This is a genomic window from Pseudomonas shiyinii (assembly GCF_056725765.1).
The window spans coordinates 339,307-364,315 of record NZ_CM161522.1; the positions used below are offsets into that span (position 1 = coordinate 339,307).

The 25,009-nt window shown below is 65.3% G+C and carries 23 protein-coding genes; 15 read left to right on the plus strand and 8 right to left on the minus strand.

The features are described from left to right. The first annotated feature begins 139 nt into the window (after positions 1-139). From ACXHGZ_RS01690 to ACXHGZ_RS01705, 4 genes are all read left to right on the plus strand, one after another. The gene (locus tag ACXHGZ_RS01690) at positions 140-2,119 is read left to right on the plus strand and encodes a sensor histidine kinase (protein WP_480462079.1); all 1,980 of its coding nucleotides are present in this window, start codon (positions 140-142) and stop codon (positions 2,117-2,119) included. 104 nt (positions 2,120-2,223) lie between these two features. Further along, positions 2,224-3,876, plus strand: coding sequence for an acyl-CoA dehydrogenase family protein (locus ACXHGZ_RS01695; RefSeq protein ID WP_480462080.1), 1,653 nt, complete (start codon positions 2,224-2,226; stop codon positions 3,874-3,876). Positions 3,877-3,946: 70 nt separating this feature from the next. Continuing rightward, positions 3,947-5,434, plus strand: a complete 1,488-nt coding sequence (gene amn, locus ACXHGZ_RS01700; protein ID WP_172402964.1) for an AMP nucleosidase — start codon at positions 3,947-3,949, stop codon at positions 5,432-5,434. Positions 5,435-5,440: 6 nt separating this feature from the next. Then, complete coding sequence (locus ACXHGZ_RS01705; protein ID WP_084855527.1) at positions 5,441-6,070, plus strand: pseudouridine synthase; 630 nt, start codon at positions 5,441-5,443, stop codon at positions 6,068-6,070. Between the two features lie 108 nt (positions 6,071-6,178). Here the strand turns inward: ACXHGZ_RS01705 and ACXHGZ_RS01710 are convergent, their stop codons facing one another. Further along, positions 6,179-6,382 (minus strand): DUF2788 domain-containing protein, encoded by a 204-nt coding sequence (locus ACXHGZ_RS01710; RefSeq protein ID WP_013974331.1) that lies wholly within the window; start codon positions 6,380-6,382, stop codon positions 6,179-6,181. 45 nt (positions 6,383-6,427) lie between these two features. Beyond that, a complete protein-coding gene (locus ACXHGZ_RS01715; protein WP_011535815.1) occupies positions 6,428-6,904 on the minus strand; it encodes an Lrp/AsnC family transcriptional regulator in 477 nt (158 codons plus the stop codon). 741 nt (positions 6,905-7,645) lie between these two features. Between ACXHGZ_RS01715 and ltrA the strand changes: the two genes are divergently transcribed. Together ltrA and ACXHGZ_RS01725 are read left to right on the plus strand one after the other, a co-directional pair. Beyond that, positions 7,646-9,067 carry a group II intron reverse transcriptase/maturase gene (gene ltrA / locus ACXHGZ_RS01720; protein WP_480460536.1) on the plus strand — a complete coding sequence of 474 codons (1,422 nt, stop codon included), beginning with the start codon at positions 7,646-7,648 and terminating at the stop codon, positions 9,065-9,067. Between the two features lie 143 nt (positions 9,068-9,210). After that, the gene (locus ACXHGZ_RS01725; protein ID WP_084855526.1) at positions 9,211-10,014 is read left to right on the plus strand and encodes a DUF6515 family protein; all 804 of its coding nucleotides are present in this window, start codon (positions 9,211-9,213) and stop codon (positions 10,012-10,014) included. An 8-nt stretch (positions 10,015-10,022) separates the two neighbouring features. On the opposite strand, the gene ACXHGZ_RS01730 is transcribed toward ACXHGZ_RS01725, so the two are convergent. Beyond that, on the minus strand, positions 10,023-10,892 hold the full coding sequence (locus tag ACXHGZ_RS01730; RefSeq protein WP_480462082.1) for a cation diffusion facilitator family transporter: 870 nt from the start codon (positions 10,890-10,892) through the stop codon (positions 10,023-10,025). Between the two features lie 22 nt (positions 10,893-10,914). Beyond that, the gene (pmcY, locus tag ACXHGZ_RS01735; protein WP_196145607.1) at positions 10,915-11,334 is read right to left on the minus strand and encodes a periplasmic Zn2+ metallochaperone PmcY; all 420 of its coding nucleotides are present in this window, start codon (positions 11,332-11,334) and stop codon (positions 10,915-10,917) included. 117 nt (positions 11,335-11,451) lie between these two features. On the opposite strand from pmcY, the gene hrpB reads away from it, so the two are divergent. After that, the gene (gene hrpB / locus ACXHGZ_RS01740) at positions 11,452-13,980 is read left to right on the plus strand and encodes an ATP-dependent helicase HrpB (protein ID WP_480462085.1); all 2,529 of its coding nucleotides are present in this window, start codon (positions 11,452-11,454) and stop codon (positions 13,978-13,980) included. 7 nt (positions 13,981-13,987) lie between these two features. Here hrpB and ACXHGZ_RS01745 read toward each other — a convergent pair whose 3' ends face one another. Beyond that, the gene (locus tag ACXHGZ_RS01745; protein WP_480462086.1) at positions 13,988-14,644 is read right to left on the minus strand and encodes a YciC family protein; all 657 of its coding nucleotides are present in this window, start codon (positions 14,642-14,644) and stop codon (positions 13,988-13,990) included. Positions 14,645-14,798: 154 nt separating this feature from the next. Between ACXHGZ_RS01745 and ACXHGZ_RS01750 the strand changes: the two genes are divergently transcribed. Both ACXHGZ_RS01750 and ACXHGZ_RS01755 read left to right on the plus strand, forming a co-directional pair. Beyond that, positions 14,799-15,530 (plus strand): DUF2076 domain-containing protein, encoded by a 732-nt coding sequence (locus ACXHGZ_RS01750; protein WP_480462088.1) that lies wholly within the window; start codon positions 14,799-14,801, stop codon positions 15,528-15,530. A 71-nt stretch (positions 15,531-15,601) separates the two neighbouring features. Next, positions 15,602-16,081 carry an NYN domain-containing protein gene (locus tag ACXHGZ_RS01755; protein ID WP_084855519.1) on the plus strand — a complete coding sequence of 160 codons (480 nt, stop codon included), beginning with the start codon at positions 15,602-15,604 and terminating at the stop codon, positions 16,079-16,081. Between the two features lie 37 nt (positions 16,082-16,118). Here the strand turns inward: ACXHGZ_RS01755 and ACXHGZ_RS01760 are convergent, their stop codons facing one another. Further along, a complete protein-coding gene (locus tag ACXHGZ_RS01760) occupies positions 16,119-16,577 on the minus strand; it encodes an Lrp/AsnC family transcriptional regulator (RefSeq protein WP_480462090.1) in 459 nt (152 codons plus the stop codon). Between the two features lie 154 nt (positions 16,578-16,731). On the opposite strand from ACXHGZ_RS01760, the gene yedA reads away from it, so the two are divergent. After that, the gene (gene yedA, locus ACXHGZ_RS01765) at positions 16,732-17,652 is read left to right on the plus strand and encodes a drug/metabolite exporter YedA (protein WP_084855517.1); all 921 of its coding nucleotides are present in this window, start codon (positions 16,732-16,734) and stop codon (positions 17,650-17,652) included. Between the two features lie 54 nt (positions 17,653-17,706). Continuing rightward, positions 17,707-19,038 carry an RNA helicase RhlE1 gene (rhlE1, locus tag ACXHGZ_RS01770; protein WP_084855516.1) on the plus strand — a complete coding sequence of 444 codons (1,332 nt, stop codon included), beginning with the start codon at positions 17,707-17,709 and terminating at the stop codon, positions 19,036-19,038. A 105-nt stretch (positions 19,039-19,143) separates the two neighbouring features. Here the strand turns inward: rhlE1 and ACXHGZ_RS01775 are convergent, their stop codons facing one another. Continuing rightward, positions 19,144-20,385 carry a TIGR03862 family flavoprotein gene (locus ACXHGZ_RS01775; RefSeq protein WP_480462092.1) on the minus strand — a complete coding sequence of 414 codons (1,242 nt, stop codon included), beginning with the start codon at positions 20,383-20,385 and terminating at the stop codon, positions 19,144-19,146. Between the two features lie 149 nt (positions 20,386-20,534). Next, positions 20,535-21,449 carry a histone deacetylase family protein gene (locus ACXHGZ_RS01780; RefSeq protein WP_480463977.1) on the minus strand — a complete coding sequence of 305 codons (915 nt, stop codon included), beginning with the start codon at positions 21,447-21,449 and terminating at the stop codon, positions 20,535-20,537. Between the two features lie 228 nt (positions 21,450-21,677). Between ACXHGZ_RS01780 and ACXHGZ_RS01785 the strand changes: the two genes are divergently transcribed. The 4 genes from ACXHGZ_RS01785 to ACXHGZ_RS01800 all read left to right on the plus strand — a co-directional run bounded on the left by ACXHGZ_RS01785 (position 21,678) and on the right by ACXHGZ_RS01800 (position 24,868). After that, a complete protein-coding gene (locus ACXHGZ_RS01785; RefSeq protein ID WP_480462094.1) occupies positions 21,678-22,247 on the plus strand; it encodes a GNAT family N-acetyltransferase in 570 nt (189 codons plus the stop codon). 92 nt (positions 22,248-22,339) lie between these two features. After that, positions 22,340-23,209, plus strand: coding sequence for an acyl-CoA thioesterase II (gene tesB / locus ACXHGZ_RS01790; RefSeq protein ID WP_224457846.1), 870 nt, complete (start codon positions 22,340-22,342; stop codon positions 23,207-23,209). Next, positions 23,206-23,796: an HAD family hydrolase gene (locus ACXHGZ_RS01795; protein ID WP_480462095.1), complete on the plus strand. Its 591-nt coding sequence runs from the start codon at positions 23,206-23,208 to the stop codon at positions 23,794-23,796. The genes tesB and ACXHGZ_RS01795 overlap by 4 nt, the downstream gene beginning before the upstream one ends. Before the next feature lie 61 nt (positions 23,797-23,857). Continuing rightward, positions 23,858-24,868 (plus strand): zinc-dependent alcohol dehydrogenase family protein, encoded by a 1,011-nt coding sequence (locus tag ACXHGZ_RS01800; RefSeq protein WP_480462097.1) that lies wholly within the window; start codon positions 23,858-23,860, stop codon positions 24,866-24,868. The last annotated feature ends 141 nt before the right edge of the window (positions 24,869-25,009 follow it).

The following is a 25,009-nucleotide window of genomic DNA, read 5'->3' on the forward strand; positions in this document are numbered from 1 at the left end:
CGTGAAGTGGCTGGTGGAGTGCGCGGAAGGCTATGCTAGAGTGCTCGGATAACTCGATAAACGGGCGCTGCCGGAAACCGTCGTCTCAAAGGGAAGGGAGGCCACCACGACGCGACCGGACACGCCATGCTGGGGCTGTATGCGCTATTTGCTGATAATGCTGCTGGGCTGCGTGCCCCTGTTCGCCGGAGCGGTCGATTTCGACAATTCCACCCGCCATCTTCCCTTGGGCAAGGCCATGCAGGTTTTCGAGGACCGTGATGGCAGCGCCAGCATCGTCCAGGTCAGCTCGCCGGCCTTCGCCCACCGTTTCCGCCAGCATCATGAGGCGGTGCTCAATGCCGGTTATTCCACCTCGGTGTTCTGGCTGAAGATCGATCTGCGCAACACCAGCCCTGAGTCCGCCACGCCCCGCCAATGGCTGCTGGAATTGGCGTACCCTCCGCTGGACCACCTGGACCTCTACCTGCCCGATGACCAGGGCGGCTATCGTCTGGTGCGGCGAACCGGCGATGCCTGGCCCTATGCCAGCCGGCAGATCCGGCAGAACAACTACCTGTTCGAACTCCCGCTGCGACCAGGCCGGGCGATCACGGCCTACCTGCGTCTGCAGAGCCAGGGCTCGGTGCAGGCACCGGTCGCGTTGTGGTCACTCGAGGCCTACCTGGAAGACCAGCCTACGCGCCTTTATGTGTTGGGCATGATCTACGGCGTGCTGCTGGTGATGTTGGTGTACAACCTGTTCATCTACCTGGGCGTGCGTGACGTCAGCTACCTGTACTACATCTGCTATATCGCCTCGTTCGGGCTGTACCAGGTGTCGGTCAATGGCGCGGGTGTGGCCTATTTCTGGCCGGACAGCCCCTGGTGGGCCAATGCCGCCACCCCCTTGTTCATCGGGGCCGCTGGGTTGTTCGGTTGCCAGTTCGCGCGGCATTTCCTGCAGCTTGGGCGGCTCAGCCGTGGCCTGGACCGGCTGCTGCTGGCGCTGATGGCAGGCGGTGCATTGGTCATGGCGCTGGCGGTGACCACCCCTTACGGCATTGCCCTGCGCATGGCCACGTTGCTGGCGCTGCTGTTCACCGTGAGCATCTTTGCCGCCGGGCTGTACGCCTGGTGGCGAGGGGTGCGGGTCGCGCGCTGGTTCATCATCGCCTGGACGGCCTTTCTTGTGGGTGGGTTGGTCAACACCCTGATGGTGCTGGGCTACCTGCCGAACATGTTCCTGACCATGTATGCCAGCCAACTGGGTTCGGCGCTGGAGGTGGCGCTGCTGTCGCTGGCCCTGGCCGATCGCATCAACAGCCTGCGTGAACAGCAGGCCCAGGCCTTGCGCGAAACGGGGCGTGCCCTGGAGCAGCTGAACCAGCAGCTGGCCCGCAGCAATCAGCTGAAGGATGAATTCCTCGCCACCGTAACCCACGAGCTGCGCACACCGATGAACGGTGTGATCGGCTCGTTGGAACTGATGCACACCCTGCCCATGGGCGCCGAGCATGCCCAGTACCACCGCACGGCCACCGGGTCCGCGCAGGACATGATGGCCATGGTCGACGATATCCTCGTGCTCACCGAGTTGCAGGCCGGCCGCCTGCGCGCCCAGGCTGCACCGTTCAGCCTGCGCCGGCAGCTTCAGGAGTTGCGTGCCGGTTTTGCCGGGCGAGCATTGGGCAAGGGGCTGTACCTGAGCCTGGACATCCCGGCCGACCTGCCCGACGACCTGGTAGGGGATGCGGCCAAGCTGCAGCGTTGCCTTGCCTGCCTGGTGGACAACGGCCTGAAGTTCACCCACCAGGGCGGCGTGATGATCCAGGTGCGAGGCCGTTGGCTGGCACCGGACAGCCTGGCGTTGAGCTTCACGGTGATTGACAGCGGCATCGGCTTCGATGACCTGGACCAAGCCATCCTCTACCAGCGCTTCTTCCAGGTCGATGGTTCCATGACCCGTCGTTATGGCGGCCTGGGCATCGGTTTGTCGATCTGTCGACAACTGGGCGAGCTGATCGGCGCTCGCCTGGTGCACGAGTCGAGCCGGGGCCTGGGTAGCCGCTTCGAACTGACGCTGAACCTGGCCGTGGCCCAGGCGCAACGGCCTTCCAACCAGGCGGCAAGGGGTTAGGGTGTCCCTCCGGGCGTCGAGTCAGGCGTTTTTGCCACTTTGACTCACAGGGAAGGAGTGCTTCACTGGGGCTTTCAGGCATGACCGGATCCAGGGAGCCCCCGATGAACCTGCACCAGTTCGCTGAAACCCACGAAGTCACCAACCAGCCGCCGTCGCTCGATGGCGCCAACCTGTACCGCCTCGACCTGCCGCTGCAGGAATGGTCCCGGTACTTCGGGGCCGGCTGGGCCGAGTCGCGGATCGATGCCTATGGTGCCCTGGCCGGTGGCCCCCTGATGGCGGCGGGGTTCCTGGCCAATGCCCACAAGCCCGAATTCAGCAGCCATGACCGTTATGGCCATCGCATCGATCTGGTGGAATTCCACCCGGCGTATCACGAGCTGATGCGTACGGCAGTCGAGCATGGCCTGCCATCCTTGCCCTGGGCCGAGCCCCGCCCGGGCGCCCATGTGGCACGGGCGTCGATGACCTACCTGCACAGCCAGGCGGAGGCTGGCACCGGCTGCCCGTTGACTATGACCTTTGCCGCGGTGCCAGCCCTGCGTCTGCAACCGGAGTTGGCCGAGTACTGGTTGCCCAAGGTGCTTGCCCGTGAATACGACCCGCGCAACATCGGTGACCGGCACAAGGCTGGCGTGACCCTCGGCATGGCCATGACCGAGAAACAGGGAGGCACCGATGTGCGCGCCAATACCACCCGTGCCTACCCGGTCGGTACCCCCGGGCCTGGCCAGGCCTACGAGCTGGTCGGTCACAAGTGGTTCTGCTCGGCGCCGATGTGCGACGCGTTTCTCACCCTGGCCCAGACCGACAAGGGGTTGAGTTGTTTCCTGCTGCCGCGCCACCGCCCGGACGACAGCCGCAACCAGTTCTATATCCAGCGTCTGAAGAACAAACTTGGCAACTGCTCGAACGCGTCCAGCGAAGTGGAGTTCCGTGGCGCCCTGGCATGGATGGTCGGCGAGGAAGGGCGGGGCGTGCCGACCATCATCGAGATGGTGGCCATGACCCGTTTCGATTGCATGGTCGGCTCCAGTGCCCTGATGCGCCAGGCGCTGACCCAGGCGGCGCATCACTGTGCCCATCGCAAGGTCGGCGGCCGGGTGCTGAGCGAACAGCCCTTAATGCAGAACGTGCTGGCCGACCTGGCCCTGGAAAGCGAGGCGGCGTTGGCCCTGAGCCTGCGCATGGGCCAGGCCCTGGACCAACTGGACGACCCGCAGCAGGCGCATTTCGCCCGCCTGGTCACCGCCGTGGGCAAGTACTGGATCTGCAAGCGTGCGCCGGCCATGATCAACGAGGCTGCCGAGTGCATGGGCGGCGCGGGTTATGTGGAGGACAGCATCCTGCCGCGGCTGTACCGCGAGGCGCCGGTGAACTCCACCTGGGAGGGATCGGGCAACGTGCAATGCCTGGATGTGCTGCGTGCGCTGTCCAAGGAGCCAGGCGTAATCGATGCGCTGTTCGCCGAGCTCGGCGACGGCCACGGCGACCCGCGCCTGGCGGCGCATATCGGCAACCTCAAGGGGGCGTTCAGCGACACCAGCGACATCCAGTACCGCGCCCGGCAGTTGACCGAGGACATCGCCGTGGCGCTGCAGGCCAAGCTGTTGCTGGAGGCTGGGAATGCGACGGTCAGCGATGCCTTCATCGACAGCCGCCTGGGGGCGGGAGGGCGCGTATACGGCGCCTTGCCCCGGGGCATTGACGTTGCGGCACTGGTGGCCCGGGCGACGCCCGCCTGGCAAGGCTGAATGCGATAGGGCCGTAATAGACAGCCGGGGATGTAATTGCCATGGAAGGCAGGCAAGATAAACGCCATGCATGCCAGAAGACAGGAAGCCCAGCGTGAGCCAAGCGTTTGTAGTCGTTGATACCCCCGAACAGGCCGTCGATCGTCTGGCGGCCTTGCATGAGCAGGCCACCGGCGCCCTCAGCCAGGCCCTCAAGCGCTACCTCAAGGACCGCACCGAGCCGGATGACGACCAGCGCGCGCTGTTCCGCTACCCGGCCCTGCGCCTGACCTACTACAGCCATGGCGAAGTCGCCGCGACCACCCGCGCGTACGCCAAGGTGCAGGTGGCCGGCACCTACAGCGTCACCATCACCCAGCCAGCGGCATTTCGCGGTTACCTGCTCGAACAGTTGCGGCCCCTGATGCATGACTACACCGTGACATTGGAGGTCGGCGTCAGCGAGCAGAACATCCCGTACCCCTATGTGGTCGACCAGGGCGACGAACTGGCCGGTAGCGGTATCACCGCCGCAGAGCTGGCCCGTGTGTTCCCCAGTACCGACCTGTCGGCGGCCACCGACAACATCGCCGATGGCCTGTACGACTGGGGCAACGCCGAAACGCTGCCCCTGGCCCTGTTCGATGCCGCCCGGGTGGATTTCTCGCTGCGGCGCCTGGTGCACTACACCGGTAGCGACTGGCATCACGTACAGCCATGGATCCTGCTCACCAACTACCACCGCTATGTCGATCAGTTCATCGCCCACGGCCTGGAGCAGTTGCAGCAGGACCCGCGCTTCGTGCGCATGGTCCTGCCCGGCAACGTGATCATCGAAAAAGGCATGGACGAAGGTGTCGCCCAGGCCTTGGTGGCCGGCGTGGTCTGGCACCGCTACCAGATGCCGGCCTACCACCTGATCGCCGATGATGGCGACGGCATCACCCTGGTCAACATCGGTGTCGGCCCGTCCAACGCCAAGAACATCACCGACCACCTGGCCGTGCTACGACCGCACTGCTGGCTGATGATCGGCCACTGTGGCGGCCTGCGCCAGTCGCAGACCATCGGCGACTATGTGCTGGCCCATGCCTACATGCGCCGCGATGGCATCCTCGACCGGGTAGTGCCGCCGAACATCCCGATCCCGGCCCTGGCCGAAGTGCAGCTGGCCCTGCAGGAGGCGGCGGCGCAGGTGACCGGCGAGCGTGGCGAGCAGCTCAAGAAGCGCCTGCGCACCGGCACCGTGTTGACCTACGACGACCGTAACTGGGAGCTGCGCTGGGCCCAGGAGCGTCCGCTGATCAACCTGTCGCGTGCCGTGGCGGTGGACATGGAAAGCGGCACCATCGCCGCCCAGGGCTATCGCCTGCGGGTACCGTACGGCACCTTGCTGTGCGTATCGGACAAACCGCTGCACAGCGAGATCAAGCTGCCGGGCTCGGCCAATGCGTTCTATAACCGCGCGGTCAGCCAGCACCTGAAGATCGGCATCGCCGCCCTCGACCTGCTGCGCACCGAGCTCAACTCGTTGCACTCGCGTAAACTACGCAGCTTCGATGAGCCGCCGTTCCGCTGAGGATCCATGCCCCTGCCTCCCCGTTCCAAGCCGCGCCGCCCTTCGGCGCGGCCAGCCGGCCCGCGTCGCCAGCCCAAGGCGCCGCCGGCCGAGCCCCGCCTGATCCTGTTCAACAAGCCGTTCGACGTGCTGACCCAGTTCAGCGATGGCGAGGGGCGTGCGACGCTCAAGGACTACATCGATATCCCTGGCATCTACCCGGCCGGCCGTCTGGACCGCGACAGCGAAGGGTTGTTGCTGCTGACCAACGATGGCCGGTTGCAAGCGCGCATCGCCGACCCCAAGCACAAACTGCCCAAGACCTATTGGGTGCAAGTGGAGGGTGAGCCAAGCGAGGCGCAGTTGCAGCGTTTGCGCGAGGGCGTGGAGCTCAATGACGGGCCGACATTGCCAGCCGAGGCGCGCTTGCTCGACGAGCCTGCCCTGTGGCCGCGCAATCCGCCGGTGCGCTTTCGCAAGAGCGTGCCGACCCATTGGCTGGAGCTGGTGATACGCGAGGGGCGCAATCGCCAGGTACGGCGCATGACGGCAGCAGTGGGGTTGCCGACCTTGCGCCTGGTGCGGGTGCGCATTGGCGACTGGGCGTTGGATGGGCTGGAGCAAGGGTGCTGGCGGGAAGTGCCACCCAGGCTTTGAGGGGTAGGGCCCCATCGCCGGCAAGCCGGCCCCTACCTGCTCTGTGCCGTTTTCAGAGACACCGTCATACCTGTGGGAGCCGGCTTGCCGGCGATAGGGTCTGAGGCGCTACACCCCTTCGAGAAACCCCACCACCACGCTCTTGATGATGAACGCGAGCACGCCCAGGCCCAGCACGAAGAACAGGATCAGCGTGCCGAAGCGGCCTGCCTTGGATTTCTTCGCCAGGTCCCAGACGATGAAGCCCATGAAACCGATCAACACGGTGACGAGGATGATCATCATCCATTCTTCGAATACGGCGGGATCCATCAATATTCTCCAGGCAGGCTGAGCGTTCGAGTATACGCGGAGTGATCAGCGAAGGTGGGTCAGCGGCAGCTCGGTACTGGCCAGCACTTGGTTGAGCACGAAGCTCGAGCGCACGCTGGTGACGCCCTCGATGCGGGTCAGGCTGCCGAGCAGCAGTTTCTGGTAGTGGTCCATGTCCGGCACCACGACCTTGAGCTGGTAGTCAGCGTCCATCCCGGTGACCAGGCTGCATTCGAGTACTTGGGGCAGGCTGCGGATGGCCGCCTCGAAGGTCTCGAAGCGTTCGGGGGTATGGCGATCCATGCCGATCAGCACATAGGCGGTCAGGCTCAGGCCGAGCTTCTTGCGGTCCAGCAAGGCCACCTGACGCGAGATGTAGCCGTCGTCTTCCAACTGCTTGACCCGCCGCGAGCAAGGGGAGGGGGACAGGCCGATGCGTTCGGCCAGTTCCTGGTTGGAAATGCGGGCGTCACGCTGCAATTCGGCGAGGATGCTCAGGTCGTAGCGGTCAAGCTTGCTCATGGATAGGGCCTTTTCTGTCTGGATTGCTGCGAATTATCGATCCTGGGTTAAAAATTGCGCAAGTACTATTTATCAGAGCAATCTTCGCAATCCTCTGCTGCGCCGAATCCGTATCTTTATCAACAGAATCACTGCCCGGACAACAGTCCACGGCGCCGGCCTCAGGAAGGCCGTCGCGGCCAGCCATCCAACAGGATCCGCCAGGCCCCCGGGCTACACACCGTCCAGAAGACGGCGTGAGGTGAGCCGGTGTCACAAGCGCCGAGCACGGACGACAATTCCCAAAGGGAGGCCGATGGCCTCCCTTTTTTCATGGTGCGCCAGGCATGGCGCGTTGCGCGCAAGCGCAACCCGCTTGGCTGTGGTGGTCGAGTGGGTGACTTGGAGGTGAAAGTCCTCTACACACCCGGCAAGGGGAAGTGTTAGCCAGAGGCAAGGGTGTCGCGGGTGACTGCGAATCTGAAGGAAGCCCGAGGCAAAATGCTGGCCTGACGTACAGGAAGCGGATTAGGCGGCGCAGCGGGGTAAGACGGCTATGATCGTCAAAGCCCAATACTTGCACGGAACGCTGCGACGTAGATCCGACAGGCATAAGCAGGAAGGTCACGCGAATTACCCTGGGAGATCTGCATGTTTGCCTTTGTGCTACCGAGCGTCGAGAGGCGACGGGATGAATGTGCAGAAGTCAGCCGAGGCCGTAGTAAGTGACGGCTAACCACGTCACCAAGGGCCGAACAGGTTATGCCGCCAGTAGGCGTCACTGTCTCGTTGGTAGCCGCAATGCAGAAATTTCCCACAGCGGAAACTGTTATTCCGAGTCCTGGCCAGAAGTCGAGGATGATGCATGACAGTGCAAAGGTATCGACGGCGTCAGTGGCGTGGACGAACGCGGAGCCGGACACGCTGATGGAGCGGGTGCTTGCACCGACGAACCTCAAGCGTGCGTATCAACGCGTGGTCAGCAACAAGGGAGCGCCGGGTGCCGATGGCATGAAGGTCGCTGACTTGGCGGGCTATGTGAGACAGTATTGGTCAATCCTCAAGGCCAGGTTGTTGGCCGGCGAATATCATCCCCAGACAGTGCGAGCGGTTGAAATTCCCAAGCCGCAGGGCGGCACCCGGCAACTGGGAATTCCCAGCGTCGTGGATCGCCTGATCCAACAAGCACTACTGCAACAGCTCACGCCTATCTTCGATCCGCTGTTTTCGGACTACAGCTACGGCTTTCGTCCAGGCAGAAGCGCCCATCAGGCTGTAGAAATGGCTCGAACCCACGTGGCGGCAGGTCATCGCTGGTGTGTGGAACTTGATCTGGAGAAGTTCTTCGATCGGGTCAACCACGACATACTCATGGCCTGTATCGAGCGCCGGATCGAAGACAAGCGCGTGCTCAGGCTCATCCGCCGCTACCTCGAAGCCGGGGTCATGTCGGGCGGCGTCGTTAGCCAACGGCGGGAAGGGACGCCGCAAGGTGGCCCGCTTTCGCCTCTGCTGTCGAACATCCTGCTCGATGAACTCGACCGAGAGTTGGAGCGACGGGGCCATCGCTTCGTACGATATGCCGATGACGCGAACATTTATGTGCGCAGTCCTCGTGCTGGCGAGCGAGTGATGGACGGTGTGGAGCGCTTCTTGAGCCAGCGCCTGAAACTGACGGTGAATCGAAAGAAGAGCCGTGTCTCAAGGGCTTGGAAGTGTGAATACCTGGGCTATGGAATGAGCCGGCACATACAGCCGAGACTGCGTGTGGCGATGATGAGCCTAGGCCGCATACGTGACCGGCTGAGAGAATTGCTACGCGGTGCGCGGGGTCGCAAGGTGGCAAACGTCATCGAGTGGATAAACCCTGTGCTGCGAGGCTGGGCGAGTTACTTCCAGCTCAGCCAGAGCAAGCGGCCGCTTGAAGAGTTGGATAGCTGGGTCAGGCACAAACTTCGCTGTGCCATCTGGCGACAATGGAAGCGGCCCTCTACGAGGGCGCGCAACCTGATGCGTCTGGGGTTAAGCGAGGAACGGGCCTGCAAATCAGCCTTCAATGGCCGAGGCCCATGGTGGAACTCCGGAGCGCCACATATGAATCAGGCGCTGCCGAAGAAGCTATGGAATCAACTCGGACTGGTCTCGATACTGGATACGATCAACAGGCTTAGCCGCATAACCTGAACCGCCGTGTACGGAACCGTACGCACGGTGGTGTGAGAGGACGGCGGGTCAGGGCCCGCCTCCTACTCGATCCTGGATTTTCATCCGCCAGCCTGCGGGCACGGTAGACTGCTGGCAGATCCAGCGGTTTTCGAGAGGGCATCATGACGTCGCGCATTCGGCAATTGGCCGGTATTGGTTTGCTGGGGTTGGGTATCAGCCTGGGCACGTTGGCCCAGGAGCCCGGCCCGCAGGACCCCAATGGCGGCGCCATGGGCACTTCGCCACTGAATTCGCGGGACGAAGTGCGCCAGACCCAGCCACCTCGCCAGGGCTACTACCAGGATATTCCTCGGCGTGGTGGGCACTGGGACGCGGGCGGGCACGGGCAGCGCCCAGGCGGCGACTGGGCCGGACGCCCTGATGGCCATGGTGATGGCTGGGGGCCGGGGCCGCAGTATCGGCCGGGGCACAGGGTCGACCGATTCGCAGACCGCTACTGGAAGGTGCCCTACCAGGGGCAGGATTATTTCTATTCCGGCGGGTATTGGTACAGGCCCAACGGTGGCGGCTATATCGTGGTGACGCCACCCTACGGTGTGCGGGTGGGTTACCTGCCCAGTTATGCACGGGAGGTCTGGGTCGGGGATTCGCTGTTCTTCCTGGTGGCCGACAGCTATTACCAATACCTGGGCGGCGACCAGGGCTACGTAGTGGTCAACCCACCCAACATCCTGCCGCCACCGGGGCCGGCATTGGGCACCGGCTACGATGTGGTCGCCCACCCCTTGTCCGGGCAGACACCCGCGCAACAGGACCAAGACCGTTACCAGTGCCATCGCTGGGCCGTGCAGCAATCGGGGTTCGACCCGGCATCGGCATCTTCTGCCCCGCCGGTGCATGTGGCGGATGCCTACCACCGGGCCCTGGGGGCGTGTCTGAGCGACCGGGGCTACAGCGTGAATTGACGCGCCAGCTATACCGGGTCGGCGTGCACCATCACATCCGCCTGTGGATAACGCTGGCGGATCGCCTCGGAGGCCTTCACGCACAGCGCGTGGGCGTCATGCAGAGCCAGCTCGCCTGGCAGCTCCAGGTGCAACTGGACGAACCAGCGGTTACCCGAGACCCGCGTACGCAAGTCGTGTGCGCCCCTTACCCCAGGTATGGCGCACACCAGCTCGAGCATGCGCTCGCCGATGTCGGCGGGCAGTTCCTTGTCCATCAGGATCGCCGTGCTTTCGCGCGCAATTTGCACCGCACTCCACAAGATGTAGACGGCGATGCCCAGGCCGAACAAGGCATCGAGCTGTGGCCAGCCGAAGCGGGCCAGCACCAGGGCCAGCAGGATGCTGCCGTTGAGCAGCAGGTCGGAGCGATAGTGCAGCGAGTCGGCGCGCACCGCCGTGGAGCCGGTGGCGCGGATCACCTTGCGCTGGAAGGCCAGCAGGGCCAGGGTCAGCACCAGCGACAACACCATCACGGCGATACCGGCGGCGGTGTCGCCCAAGGGCTGTGGCGTTTTCAGCCGCTCGACCGCCTGCACGCCGATCAACACCGCGCTGACGCCGATGAACAGCGCCTGGGCCATACCGGCCAGTGCTTCGGCCTTACCATGGCCGAAACGGTGGTCGTCATCGGCCGGGCGCAAGGCGTAATGCACCGCGAGCAGGTTGAGGAAGGAAGCGACCGCATCGAGCGCCGAGTCGGTCAGGCCGGCCAGTAAGCTGACCGAGCCGCTCAGCCACCAGGCCACGGCCTTGCTCAGTACCAGCAGGCTGGCCACGGCCAGGGAGGCGCGGGTGGCCAGGCGCAGCAGGCGTTGGTGTTCGGCGCTGGAGGTCATGCCGGGCAGGTGTTCCCTTCGATCAGGCGGCTGGGGCCAGGCCGTAGGCGGCCAGTTGTTCGACGCTGCCACGGTGCTGGATCAGCCGTGGGTCGTTCAGTGGCAGGCGCTGGCCCAGTTCGCTTTCGAGGATAGCCTGCAGCTTGGCGTTGTCGACCTGGCCATCGGCCTTGATGGCGGGCTTGAGCTTGGCCGGGTCGACATGTGCGGTGGTGCCGCCCGGGTAATAGATGGCACCGGTGGCGAAGTCGACGCCGAAGGCGATCAGCCCCGGGATGACGTAGAAGAGGATACCGATGGCGTCCAGGGCAGCGACCACCGGGTCGATCTTGCCTTCGATCTGGCCGCGGCGGTCCGGGTAGAAAATGGTGCCGCAGGCGGTGAGTTGGGCCAGCAACGTGGCGATGAGGGCGCCACCAATGATGCGGGAGTGGATGCGCATGTGAATCTCCGAAACGGTAACCCGAAGGAGCAGGCCAAACGCCAGCTCCTGTTGTTCAGACCATGATAAGCCAGGCGTGGTTCGCCGTTATACTCGGACCTCTGTTCGAGGACCACCATGATTTCATTACCAATCGATGCCGTATTGCCCGCCTTGCGCCAGGCCCTGGCCGAGCGCGACGAAGCCGTGCTCGAAGCACCGCCCGGCGCCGGCAAGACCACCCGCGTACCCCTGGCCCTGCTCGACGAGCCGTGGTTGGCCGGGCAGACCATCCTGATGCTCGAGCCCCGTCGGCTGGCCGCCCGCGCGGCCGCCGAGCGCCTGGCCAGTGAGCTGGGGGAGAAGGTCGGCGAAACCGTGGGCTACCGCATTCGCCTGGACAGCAAGGTCGGCCCCACGACACGTATCGAAGTGGTCACCGAAGGCATCCTCACCCGCCGCCTGCAGGCCGACCCTGCGCTGGAGGGCGTAGGGCTGGTGATCTTCGACGAGTTCCATGAACGCAGTCTCGACGCCGACCTTGCCCTGGCCCTGAGTCTCAACGGCCGGGAGCTGCTGCGTGACGAGCCGCCGTTGAAGATCCTGCTGATGTCCGCGACCCTGGAGGGTGAACGCCTTTCGCGCTTGCTCGACGATGCGCCGATCGTCAGCAGCGAAGGGCGCATGCATCCGGTGGACATCCGCTGGAGCCGCCCGTTCCAGCCGGGCGAGTTCGTCGAGCCACGGGTGGTCGACTGCGTGCTTCAGGCCTTGGCGGAGCAGCCCGGCAGCTTGCTGGTGTTCCTGCCTGGCCAGGCCGAGATCCGCCGCGTACACCAGGCGTTGCAGGAAGCGTTGGGCGAACGCCCCGACATCCTGCTTTGCCCGTTGCATGGCGAGCTGGACCTCAACGCCCAGCGCGCGGCCATCGATCCCGCTCCCCAGGGGCTGCGCAAGGTAGTGCTGGCCACCAACATCGCCGAAACCAGCCTGACCATCGATGGCGTGCGCGTGGTGATCGACGCGGGGCTGGCGCGGGTGCCGCGTTTCGACCCGGGCAGCGGTATGACCCGCCTGGACACCCAGCGCATCTCCCGCGCCAGCGCCACTCAGCGCGCCGGCCGTGCCGGGCGCCTGGAGCCGGGCGTGTGCTATCGGCTGTGGTCCGAGGCTCAGCACGACCAGCTGGCGGCCCACGGCAGCGCCGAGATCCTGCAGGCCGACCTGGCCGGGCTGGCCCTGCAGCTGGCGCGCTGGGGCGTGACGGCGGACCAGCTGCAGTGGCTCGACCCGCCACCCGCTGCCGCCCTGGCTCAGGCCCAGGACCTGTTGGCACGCCTGAAAGCCTACAAGCCCGGCAGCCGGGAAAGCCTCAGCGAACATGGCCTGGCCATGGCCGAGCTGCCGGCCCATCCGCGTATCGCCCATTTGTTGCTGCGCGGCCAGGACCTGGGCCTGGCGCAGATGGCCTGTGACGTAGCGGCGCTGCTGGGAGAGCGGGATATCCAGCGTGGCGGCGGCGCCGACTTGCACAGCCGCCTGGCCTTGGTCAGCGGCGAAAGCAAGGCGGCCCGGGGCGGGCAGGGCGGTGTGCAGCGTGCGCGACAGTTGGCCAGGCAGTACCGAGGCTTGCTCCGCGGCAAGGCTGGGGCCTCGGTTGCCAACCCGGACCACCCACGCTGGTTGGGTGCATTGCTGGCCTTGGCCTACCCGGACCGCATCGCCCAGCAGCGTCGCGAAGGCGGGGCCGAATATCGCCTGGCCAACGGCCGCGCCGCGTTGTTCGCCGAGGTCGATGCGCTGATGAAATGCCCCTGGCTGGTCATCGCCGACCTGGGCAGCCGTCAGGGCCAGCGCGAAGAGCGGATCTACCTGGCGGCCGAGTTCGACCCGAGGTTGTTCGAGGATGTGCTTGCCGAGCAGGTCGAGCGGGTCGATGTCCTGGAGTGGGACGAGCGTGAACAGGCCTTGCGTGCCGAGCGCCAGGCCAAGGTCGGCGAGTTGGTGCTAAGCCGTGAGCCGTTGCCCGGCCTGGACGATGAGGCGCGGGCCAAGGCGTTGCTCGGGCTGGTGCGGCGCAAGGGCCTCAACCTGCTGACCTGGACGCCTGAGCTGCGCCAGTGGCAGGCGCGGGTGGCGCTGCTGCGGCAACTGGACCTGGAGACGAGCGGTGAAAGCCAATGGCCGGACCTGTCCGACGAAGCACTGCTCGCCAGCCTGGAAGACTGGTTGCAGCCCTACCTGGGCAAGGTCTCGCGCCTGAGCCACTTCGCCCAGCTGGACCTGGCATCGATGCTGCGCAACCTGCTGCCCTGGCCATTGCCGCAGCGCCTGGACGAATGGGCGCCGGCGCACCTGACCGTGCCCTCCGGCTCGAACATCCGCCTGGACTACAGCGAAACCCCGCCGATCCTCGCCGTGCGCCTGCAGGAGCTGTTCGGCCTGGCCGATACCCCATGCATCGCCCAGGGCCGCCAGCAGGTGAAATTGCACCTGTTGTCACCGGCACGGCGACCGGTGCAGGTTACCCAGGACCTGGCCAACTTCTGGCGCACGACCTATTCGGATGTGAAAAAGGATCTCAAAGGGCGCTACCCGAAACATTACTGGCCCGACGACCCGCTGGTGGCCGAAGCCACCGCGCGGGCCAAGCCGCGGGGTACATGAAGTGCCTTCAGGCGTTAGGTTCGCCTTCCAGCAGCATGAACAGGCGGTACAGCACCACGCTGCTGAATAGCTGCAGGAAGCCGCTGAGGCTGTCCAGCGCCAGTTGCACACCCGGCTGCGGCTCGGGGAAGGCCATCAGCAGCAGGCCGTCGAGCAGCCACAGCGGAGCCAGTACGGCGAGCATGCAGATCAGGATGCGCATGAAGTGCCCGGTGGTCATCCGGGCGCTCTCGCGCATGGCCTGTACCACCGGCAGGCCACGCAGCACCAGCAGGTACTCGGCGAACACCAGGTTGATCATGATCCACACGCCCGGGAAGATGAACAGCGCCAGGCCCGCCATGATCAGCAGCGAGCTGATGAGGATCAGCAGGGCCAGGGCCGGCCACAGCTGCACGGCACGGGCGAACAGGTTGCGCTTGGCAATGTCCTGGCCGTTGCTGCGGGTGTCCATGTAAAGAATGAGGGCGGCGCTGTACAGCGGGTAGAACAGCAGGCTGACCAACATGCCGTAGGCCGTGGAGGCCTCGTCGCCCAACTGGCGGTACAGCAATTGGGTGCACAGGGCCTCGGCCGCGACCAAGGGTAGGCAGAGCTGAATGATGTTCAGCAGGTGGCGGCGGAAGAAGTACAGGGAGTCGCGCAGGACGCTCAGCGGATTCATCGGGTCTATATCGCATGGCAGAAAAAGCAGGGCGTAACTTTAGCCCAGTCCGTCGCTCGCTGAAAAAAGTTTCACCCTTTGGCTGATTGATTCCATCGCCCACGACCCCCATCTTTGACGCTATCCGATGTTCGCCCTGTGCACGAGGTAGCCAATGAATACTGAAGAGCAAACCCTGATCGATGGCCTGTTCGGCCGCATCAAGCAAGCCGAGGACGCAGGCCAGGCCCGCGATGCCCAGGCGCAGTCGCGCATCGAGGAGCACCTGCGCCAGCAGCCGGCAGCGCCCTATTACATGGCCCAGGCAATCCTGGTCCAGGAGGCCGCGATCAAGCGTCTGGACGAGCAGAACAAGCAGCTCGAGGCCGAACTCAAGCAGGCCCGGGCGCAAGCGGAGGCGAGCCGCAGCGGTAGTGGTGGCGGGGGCTTCCTGTCGGGGCTGTTCGGTGGCGGGGCGCGCGAGGCCGCGCCGGCGCCCCAACCCCAGCGCCCGGCCGCGCCCGTGGCCTCCGGTGGCGGCTGGCGCGAGCCGTCGGCGCCAGGCTTCGGCCAACGCCAGCAGCCTGCCTTCAATGCCGCGCCGGCGCGCAGTGGCGCCAGCAGCTTCTTGGGCGGTGCCATGCAGACCGCTGCCGGTGTGGCCGGTGGCGTGCTGCTGGCACAAGGCATCAGCAGCTTGTTCAACCATGGCTCCCAGCCCGAGGAAGTGGTCGAGGTGATCAAGGAAGAACCGGCGCCGGCCAGCGACAACGGCGGCTGGACCGACCAGGGCAGCCAACCCCAGGTGGCCGACAACGGCGACTACGGCTACGACCAGGGCTTTGCGGACAGCGACTACGGCAGCGATGGCGGTGGCTTCTTCTCCGACGACGACACCTTCGTCTGACGCCTCTGGCATACTGGCGCGCATTGGGGCTGCTGCCGTGCGGCCCCGTTCACGCAGGCAGAGAGGTCAGGGTGAAGAAGATCGCGTTGTTCGCCGATGTGCAGAACCTCTACTACACCGTGCGCCAGGTGCATGGCTGCCACTTCGACTACGCCGCGCTCTGGGCCGATGTCAGTCGCCAGGGGCAGATCGTCGAGGCGGTGGCCTATGCCATCGACCGCGGTGACAGCAAGCAACAACAGTTCCAGCAGATCCTGCGTAACCTGGGCTTCGAGGTGCGGCTCAAACCGTTCATCCAGCGCAGCGATGGCTCGGCCAAGGGGGACTGGGATGTGGGTATCACCCTGGATGTGATCGATGCCGCCAGCCGGGTCGACCAGGTGGTGCTGGCCTCTGGCGATGGTGACTTTGATCTACTGATGGAGCGGGCCAACCAGCGTCATGGCGTCGAGACGGTGGTCTATGGGGTGCCTGGGCTTACCGCGCTGTCGTTGATTCGCGCGGCCAGCCGGTACGTGCCGATCGAGGGGCAGCTGTTACTGCGTCATTGACAGGCCGGTGGGCGCTCCCACAGGGGAGATGTGCGCCTCAGCCCTTCCTCCCGTTGCCCTCTAGCTGCCCAAGCGGCACCCGCCGCTCCACGGCGCTGGAAAGAATGATCGAGGTCTTGCTGAAACCCAGCTGCGACACTTGGTTGATCAATGCCTCCAGCTCATTCATCGACCCCACGGCCGCCTGCATGATCACGCAGGGGTCGCCCGTCACTCGATGGCATTCGGTGAGCTGCGGGATCCGCGTCAGCGCGTCGTAGGCCTGCTGGTTGCCGTGGCTGGCCAGGCGCAGTTCGATCACACACTGGATCGGCAGGCCGATCTTCGCCAGATCCACCTTGGCGGTGTAGCCGGTGATCACGCCGCTGGCCTCGAGCTTGGCCACCCGCTCGGCCACCGCCGGTGCGGACAGATTCACTTGGCGAGCCAGTTGCGCGTAGGTGGCCCGGCCGTTTTCCAGCAGGGCGGCGAGTAGCATGCGGTCGTACTTATCCATGGTGGTTCCTGGCTGCCTTGCAATCCACGGCCAAATCCGCGCATAACCGTTCATTGCAAAGTGTTTCGGTCATTTAAAGCTGTTCTGTAACTTAAGTTTGCGCGAGGCCCTTTCTAAACTAAGTCACCCGTAAACGGATTTCGAGTGTTTTCCCATGCCTGCGTCCCGTCCTGCCCCGTTGCTGCTCATCGGCGCCTTCCTGGCCCTCTATTTGGTCTGGGGTTCCACCTACCTGTTCATCCGTATCGGGGTCGAGTCCTGGCCGCCAATGCTCATGGCCGGGGTGCGTTTCGTCATCGCCGGCAGCCTGCTGTATGGCTTCCTGCGCTGGCGGGGCGTACCCGCGCCGACTTGGCCGCAATGGCGTGCGGCGGGGGCGATCGGCTTCCTGTTGCTCAGTTGCGGCAATGGCGGCGTGACCCTGGCCGAGCATGCCGGGGTGGCGTCGGGTGTCGCCGCGTTGGCGGTGGCGACGGTGCCGCTGTTCACCCTGGTGTTCGGCTTGCTGTTCGGGCATCGCAACTCGCGCCTGGAGTGGGCGGGCATCGCGCTTGGCCTGGTGGGTATCGGCTTGCTCAACCTGGGCTCCAACCTGCAGGCCAGCCCCATGGGGGCGGCCCTGATCCTGTTCGCTGCGGCGGCCTGGGCCTTTGGCTCGGTATGGAGCAAGAGCCTGCCATTACCCCAGGGAGCCATGGCCAGCGCTGCCGAAATGCTGGTCGGTGGGGCCGCGCTGTTGATCGGCAGCGCGGTCAGCGGCGAGCGCCTGGTGCAGATGCCGACTGCCGCGGGCTGGGGCGCGCTGGCGTACCTGGTGTTCTTCGGTTCGATCCTGGCGTTCAGCTCCTACATGTACCTGCTCAAGCATGTGCGCCCGGCGGCGGCCACCAGCTATGCGTATGTCAACCCGGCGGTGGCGGTGTTGTTGGGTATCGTCTTCGCGGGCGAACGGATCGGTGCCGAGGAATGCGTGGCGATGGCGGTGATCATCGGGGCGGTGGTACTGATCGGCCTGCCGCAGTGGCGCAAGGCGCCTGAGCAGCCGGCGCCGTTGAAAGGCGAAATGTGCAAGTAGGACGGGGTGTTGCGGTAAACTGCCGCCTTCGCTGAACCCCCTGATGGTATCTCCATGAATTTCGCCAAACTCGGCCTGATCGAACCGCTGTTGCGCACCCTGCAGCAGCTGGACTACACCACTCCGACTCCGGTCCAGGCCCAGGCCATCCCCGCCGTGCTGGCCGGCCGCGACCTGATGGCCGCAGCCCAGACCGGCACCGGCAAGACCGCCGGCTTCGCCTTGCCGGTCCTGCAGCGCCTGGCCCTGGAAGGGGAAAAGGTGCAGAGCAATTCGATTCGTGCCCTGGTGCTGGTGCCGACCCGCGAACTGGCCGAGCAGGTTCATGCCAATGTTCGTGAGTACGCCGAAAATCTGCCGGTGAGCACCTATGCGGTGTACGGCGGGGTCAGCCTCAACCCGCAGATGATGCGCCTGCGTCGAGGCGTCGACCTGCTGGTGGCCACCCCTGGCCGCCTGCTCGATCTGTTCCGCCAGAACGCCGTCAAGTTCGGCCAGGTGCAGGTGCTGGTGCTCGACGAGGCCGACCGCATGCTCGACCTGGGCTTCGCCGAAGAGCTGCAAGCGGTGTATGCCGCCTTGCCGCGCAAGCGCCAGACACTGCTGTTCTCCGCGACCTTCTCCGACCAGATCCGCATGCTCGCGGGTTTGGCTTTGAACGACCCGCTGAGCATCGAAGTCAGCCCGCGCAACACCACCGCCAGCACCGTGAAGCAGTGGCTGGTGCCGGTGGACAAGAAGCGCAAGGCCGACCTGTTCTGCCATTTGCTGCGCAAGCAGCGCTGGAAGCAGGTGCTGGTGTTCGCCAAGACGCGCAACGGCGTCGACCAGTTGGTGGAGCGGCTGCTGGGCGAGGGCGTCAACGCCGACGGTATCCATGGCGATCGCCCGCAGGCTACCCGCCAGCGTGCCCTGGACAGCTTCAAGGCGCGCGAGATCCAGGTGCTGGTGGCCACCGATGTCGCCGCTCGGGGCCTGGATATCGACGACTTGCCATTGGTGGTCAACCTCGACCTGCCGATCGTGGCCGAAGACTATGTGCACCGTATCGGCCGCACGGGCCGGGCGGGCAACAAGGGCGAGGCGATCTCGCTGGTGTGTGCGGATGAAGTGCAGCTGCTGGCGGCGATCGAGACGCTGATTCGTCAGACGCTGCCGCGCCATGAAGAGCCGGACTTCATTCCCGATCACCGGGTGCCGCTGACCGATGCCAATGGCCAGGTGCTGAAGAAGCCGAAGAAACCCAAGAAACCGAAGGAGAGCAGCGCCAAGCGTGGGTTGGGGCGCTGGATGGACAGTGCCGAGGCGAGTTTTTCGGAGCCTGCGGTCAAGCCGGTGCGCAAGGTGCCGAGCTTCAACAGCGGGCCGCGTAAGCGTAAGCCTTGAGATCTTGGGGGCCGCTGTGCGGCCCAATCGCGGGACAAGCCCGCTCCTACACGGTCTTTGTGGGAGCGGGCTTGTCCCGCGATGGGCTGCAAGGCAGCCCCACTATCAGCGACGCCGCTCCAGCCACGCCACGGCCGCCTTGCCCGCCCGCAACCCGCTGGCAAAGCAGGCGGTCAGCAGGTAGCCCCCGGTCGGCGCCTCCCAATCCAGCATTTCCCCCGCGCAAAATACGCCAGGCACCTGCTTGAGCATCAACCCTTCATCCACCCCTTCGAAACGCACGCCACCGGCGCTGCTGATCGCCTCGTCCAAGGGCCGCGTGCGCACCAGTTCGATCGGCAGGGCCTTGATCGCCTTGGCCAGCGAGGTGGGGTTGGCGAAGGTCGCCTGGTCGGTCAGCTCACGCAGCAATGCCGCCTTGACTCCGTCGATCCCCAATTGACCCTGCAGGTGCTTGGCCATGGAACGGGACCCGCGTGGCTTGGCCAGGGCCTGGGCGACTTTATCCACAGGCCGGTCCGGCAGCAGGTCGAGCAGCAACGTGGCCCGGCCGTCGCGATCGATGGCCCCGCGCACTGCTGCGGACCATGCATAGACGAGGCTGCCTTCGACGCCCTGGGCGGTAAGGATGAATTCACCCTTGCGCGGCGTACTGCCCGGCACGCTCAGGGCAATGTTCTTCAGCGGCGCGCCCGCGAATTTCTCCTTGAGCAGCGCGCTCCATCCTTCCACTTCGAAGCCGCAGTTGCTTGGCCGCAGCGGCGAGATATCCACACCCCGTTCGGCCAGCAGCGGCTGCCAGCTACCATCGGAACCCAGGCGTGCCCAGCTGCCGCCCCCGAGCGCCAGTACCACGGCATCGGCGTGCTGGCTCAACTCGCCCTGTGGATAAGCGATCCGCAAGGTGCCGTCATCGTTCCAGCCCAGCCAGCGGTGGCGGGTGTGGATAACCACACCGCTGTCGCGCAGGCGCTTGAGCCAGGCGCGCAGCAGCGGCGCGGCTTTCATGTCGCGGGGGAACACCCGCCCGGACGTGCCGACGAAGGTCTCGATGCCCAGGCCATGGATCCACTGGCGCAAGGCGTCGGCATCCAGGTCGCGAAGCAAGGCATCGATTTCGTCGCGACGCTCGGCGTAGCGCGAAACGAAGGCCGGGTATGGTTCGGAATGGGTGATGTTCATGCCGCCCACGCCGGCCAGCAAGAACTTGCGGCCCACCGACGGCATGGCATCGAACACCTGCACGGCCATGCCTGCGCCTGCCAGTGCCTCGGCGGCCATCAGGCCGGCGGGGCCGCCGCCAATGACGGCGACCAGGGGAGGGGAGGCGGAGCGTTGGCTGGGCATGGGCGATTTCAGGCTGTGGAAAAGAGCCGGCATTCTACCCCAGGCGGGCCCGGGGAAACACTGCACAAAAAATGACCAGTGCTTTGCAGATCAGGCAGTTAAAGGCCTGCAGCGTCTTTCGCTCAGGTTATCCACAGGCGGTTCCACAGTCATTGTGCACAACCGAGCACCCGCGCCGCGCTGTGGTGAAGGATGCCATGACGTTTGGCCAAGGCTTGGCGATCCTTGCTGTAGCCACCGCCGATCACCCCGGCCACGGGGATGTCGCGGCCAAGGCAATGGCGCATGACCTGCTCGTCACGGGCGGCCAGGCCAGCGTCGGTCAGCTGCAGGTACCCCAGGGCGTCGTCCTTGTGCACGTCCACGCCGGCGTCGTACAACACCAGGTCAGGTTGGTACAGCGGCAGCAGGTAGTTCAGGGCGTCGTCCACCACCTTCAGGTAGGCGTTGTCGCCCATGCCCCGGGGCAGGGGGATGTCCCAGTCGCTCTGGGCCTTGCGTGCGGGAAAATTCTGTTCGCAATGCAGCGACACGGTGATGGCGTCGGGGGTGTCGTGAAGGATCCGTGCGGTGCCGTCGCCCTGATGGACATCGCAGTCGAAGATCAGCACCCGGTGCACGCGACCGGCTTCCAGCAGGTAGCGGCTGATCACCGCCAGGTCGTTGAAGATGCAGAACCCAGCCGGGTGGTCGTAGTGCGCATGGTGGGTGCCGCCGGCCAGATGGCAGGCGATGCCCTTTTCCAGGGCCATTTCGGCGGTCAGCAACGAGCCGCCCACGGCACGTACGGTACGCCGCGCCAACGCCTCGCTCCACGGCAGGCCGAGGCGGCGCTGATCCTCACGAGACAACTCGCCCTGCATGTAGCGCTCGATGTAGCCGCGGTCATGGGCCAGGGCGAGGATGTCGTTGGGGCAGATCTGCGGACGCAGAAGCTCGGTGTCCAGGGTCAGGCCGCTGTCGACCAGGTGGTCGCGCAGCAGGCGGAATTTGTCCATGGGGAAACGGTGCTCGGGTGGGAACTCCGGGCTGTAGTCGTCGTGGTAGATCAGCGGCAACGGCATGGTGGTATCGCGTCGAGGGGCAGGCGCTGATCTTGCCAGCAGTGACGAGGCGATGCCACCGAGGACGGTGGAGGTGGTTTTCCAGGGCATTGCTCGGCTGCATGCGCTACCCCGGTGGCCGGTGAAGAAGTAGGTGTGGAAAATACATTCACGGTCTTGGGGGCTGGGTGAAGGCCAGGCCTGCGCCTACGCTATAGACTGCACGACGGTGAATGCGGAGCGGCCCTGATGACCCCGATCTTCGAACTGGAGAGCGCGCGCCTGATCCTGCGCCAGTGGCAGGACGACGACCTGCGCGAGTTCGCCGCGCTCTGCGCCGACCCCCAGGTGATGCGCTATTTTCCCGCGCCGATGACGCGCCTGGAGACGGCAGCGCTGATCGGGCGCATCCGTGGCCACTTCAATGAGTACGGCTTCGGGCTGTGGGCATTGGAGCGCAAGGACAGTGGTGCGTTCATCGGCATGACCGGCCTGCTCAATGTCAATTTCGATGCCCCCTTCGCCCCGGCCGTGGAGATCGGCTGGCGGTTGGCCCGACGCCATTGGGGGCTTGGCTTCGCCAGCGAGGCGGCCTGGACCTGCCTGCGTTGTGCGTTCGCCCAATTGCGCCTGGACGAGGTGGTGTCGTTCACTGCCGAGGGCAACCTGCCGTCGCAGAAGGTCATGCAAGCCATCGGCATGGTCCAGGACCCCGCCGGCAGTTTCGAACACCCCCGCCTGGCCGTCGGCCACCCCTTGCGCCCGCATGTGCTGTACCGCATCGACCGGGCACGCTGGCAAGACACCCTGCGTGGCTGAATGGCAGCTTATGCAGGGCGTCAATGACAAACCCTGTATCATTTGCTGCATAACTGCGCCGTAGAGCCGTGATGCCTTGCTAGGAGAACCCCATGAGCCATGTATTGGACGACCTGGTCGACCTGTTGAGCCTTGAATCCATCGAAGAAAACCTGTTCCGTGGGCGCAGCCAGGACCTGGGTTTCCGCCAACTGTACGGCGGCCAGGTGCTGGGCCAGTCGCTGTCGGCCGCGAGCCAGACGGTCGAGGAGGCGCGCCATGTGCACTCGCTGCACGGCTACTTCCTGCGCCCAGGCGATGCCAGCATGCCGGTGGTGTACTCGGTGGACCGCGTGCGTGACGGCGGCAGCTTCAGCACCCGGCGGGTGACGGCGATCCAGAAGGGTCATGCCATCTTCACCTGCAGCGCGTCGTTCCAGTACGACGAGGGCGGCTTCGAGCACCAGGTGCAGATGCCTGACGTGGTCGGCCCGGAAAATCTGCCCACCGAGGTCGAGCTGGCCAGCGCCATGGCCGAGCAGTTGCCCGAGCGCATTCGCGACAAGGTGCTGTGCGCCAAGCCGATCGAGATCCGCCCGGTCACCGAGCGCGACCCGTTCAACCCCAAGCCGGGCGAACCAATCAAGTACGCCTGGTTCCGCGCCGACGGCAAGCTGCCGGACATGCCGGCCCTGCACAAGTACCTGCTGGCCTACGCCTCGGACTTCGGCCTGTTGACCACCTCGCTGCTGCCCCACGGCAAGTCGGTGTGGCAGAAGGACATGCAGATCGCCAGCCTCGACCACGCGTTGTGGTTCCACCGCGACCTGCGCGCCGATGAGTGGCTGCTGTATGCCACCGACAGCCCCTGGGCCGGCAACGCTCGTGGGTTCAACCGTGGCAGCATCTTCAACCGCGCCGGCCAGCTGGTGGCATCGTCGTGCCAGGAAGGCCTGATCCGCCATCGCGAGGACTGGGCATGAGCCTTGGCGCCGTTCGTCATTGGGTGTTCGACATGGACGGCACCCTGACGGTGGCCGTGCATGATTTCGCCGCCATCCGCGAGGCCTTGGGCATTCCGCCGGAGCACGACATCCTTACCCACCTGACGGCCTTGCCGGTGGAGGAGGCGGCCGCCAAGCACGCCTGGCTGCTGGAGCACGAGCGGGACCTGGCGATCGCCTCGCGCCCGGCGGCTGGTGCCGTCGAGTTGGTGCGTGAATTGGCCGGGCGCGGCTGCCAGTTGGGGATCCTCACCCGTAACGCCCGGGAGCTGGCCCATGTGACGCTGGAGGCCATCGGCTTGGCGGACTACTTCCCGGTCGAGCATATTCTTGGCCGCGACGAGGCCGCGCCCAAGCCCAACCCCGACGGCCTGCTGAAGATCGCCGGCGCCTGGGGCGTGTCACCGAGCGAGCTGGTGATGGTCGGCGACTACCGTTTCGACCTGGATTGCGGGCGTGCCGCTGGCGCGCGCACGGTATTGGTCAACCTGCCGGACAACCCCTGGCCGGAGCTTGTGGACTGGCATGCCGCAGATTGCCATGCGCTGCGAGGGTTGTTGAGCTGACCGGCATGCAGGCACAGGCTAAGCTGCACTGCAATTTTCGACTTACCAAGGAGACCCAGCCATGAGCAGCAAAGCGATCTACGTCCAACCCGGCGGCGGTTATGACAAGGTCCAGGTCGGCACCTGCGAGGCGCCTGCGCCCCAGGCTGGCGAGATCACCGTGCGCCTGCACGCAAGCTCCCTCAACTACCATGACTTCGCGGTGGTCAGTGGCATGTGGGGCCCGAGCGAGCGGCGCATCCCCATGGCCGACGGCGCGGGCGAGGTGGTTGCCGTGGGCCCGGGCGTCAGCGAATTCAAGGTCGGGGATTCGGTGGTGAGCACCTTCTTCCCGGGCTGGCTCGACGGCCAGGCGAACGTGGAAGGTTTCGCCAGCGTGCCCGGGGACGGTATCGACGGCTATGCCCGCGAGCAGGTCACCGCCCGCGCTACCGCCTTCACCCTGGCGCCCCAGGGCTACAGCCATGCCGAGGCGGCGACCCTGACCACCGCCGGCCTGACCGCCTGGCGCGCGCTGATGAGCGATGACCACCTCAAACCAGGCGATACGGTCCTGGTGCAGGGTACCGGCGGGGTGTCGATCTTCGCCCTGCAGTTCGCCAAGCTGGCCGGTGCCACGGTTATCGCTACGTCCTCCAGCGATGCCAAGCTCGAGCGCCTCAAGGCGCTGGGCGCCGATCACTTGATCAACTACCGCAGCACCCCGGCGTGGGGCGAAAAAGTGCGCGAGCTCACGGGCAACCGTGGCGTGGACCACGTGATCGAAGTGGGTGGCCCGGCGACCCTGGAGCAATCGATGATCGCCGCGCGTATCGGCGGGCATGTCTCGCTGATCGGCATCCTTACCGGTGTTGCCGGGCAACTGCCGCTGGTCCAGGCGCTGGTCCGGCAGATTCGCCTGCAGGGTGTGCTGGTAGGCAGCCGCGCCCAGCAACAGGCGATGATCCGCGCGATCGATGCCAATGGCCTGCGGCCGGTGGTGGACAAGCATTTCGAGCTCGAGCAGATCGTCGAGGCCTTCCGCTACCAGGAAAGCAATCGCCATTTCGGCAAGATCTGCCTGACCTATTGAGGCTGCCAATGGGGGCTGCTGTGCAGCCTCTCGCGGCACAAGGCCGCCCCTATAGGGGGGTGCTGCGCAGCCCTTTCGCGGCACAAGGCCGCTCCTACAGGGGGGCGCGCGTCCTGTAGGAGCGGCCTTGTGCCGCGAAAA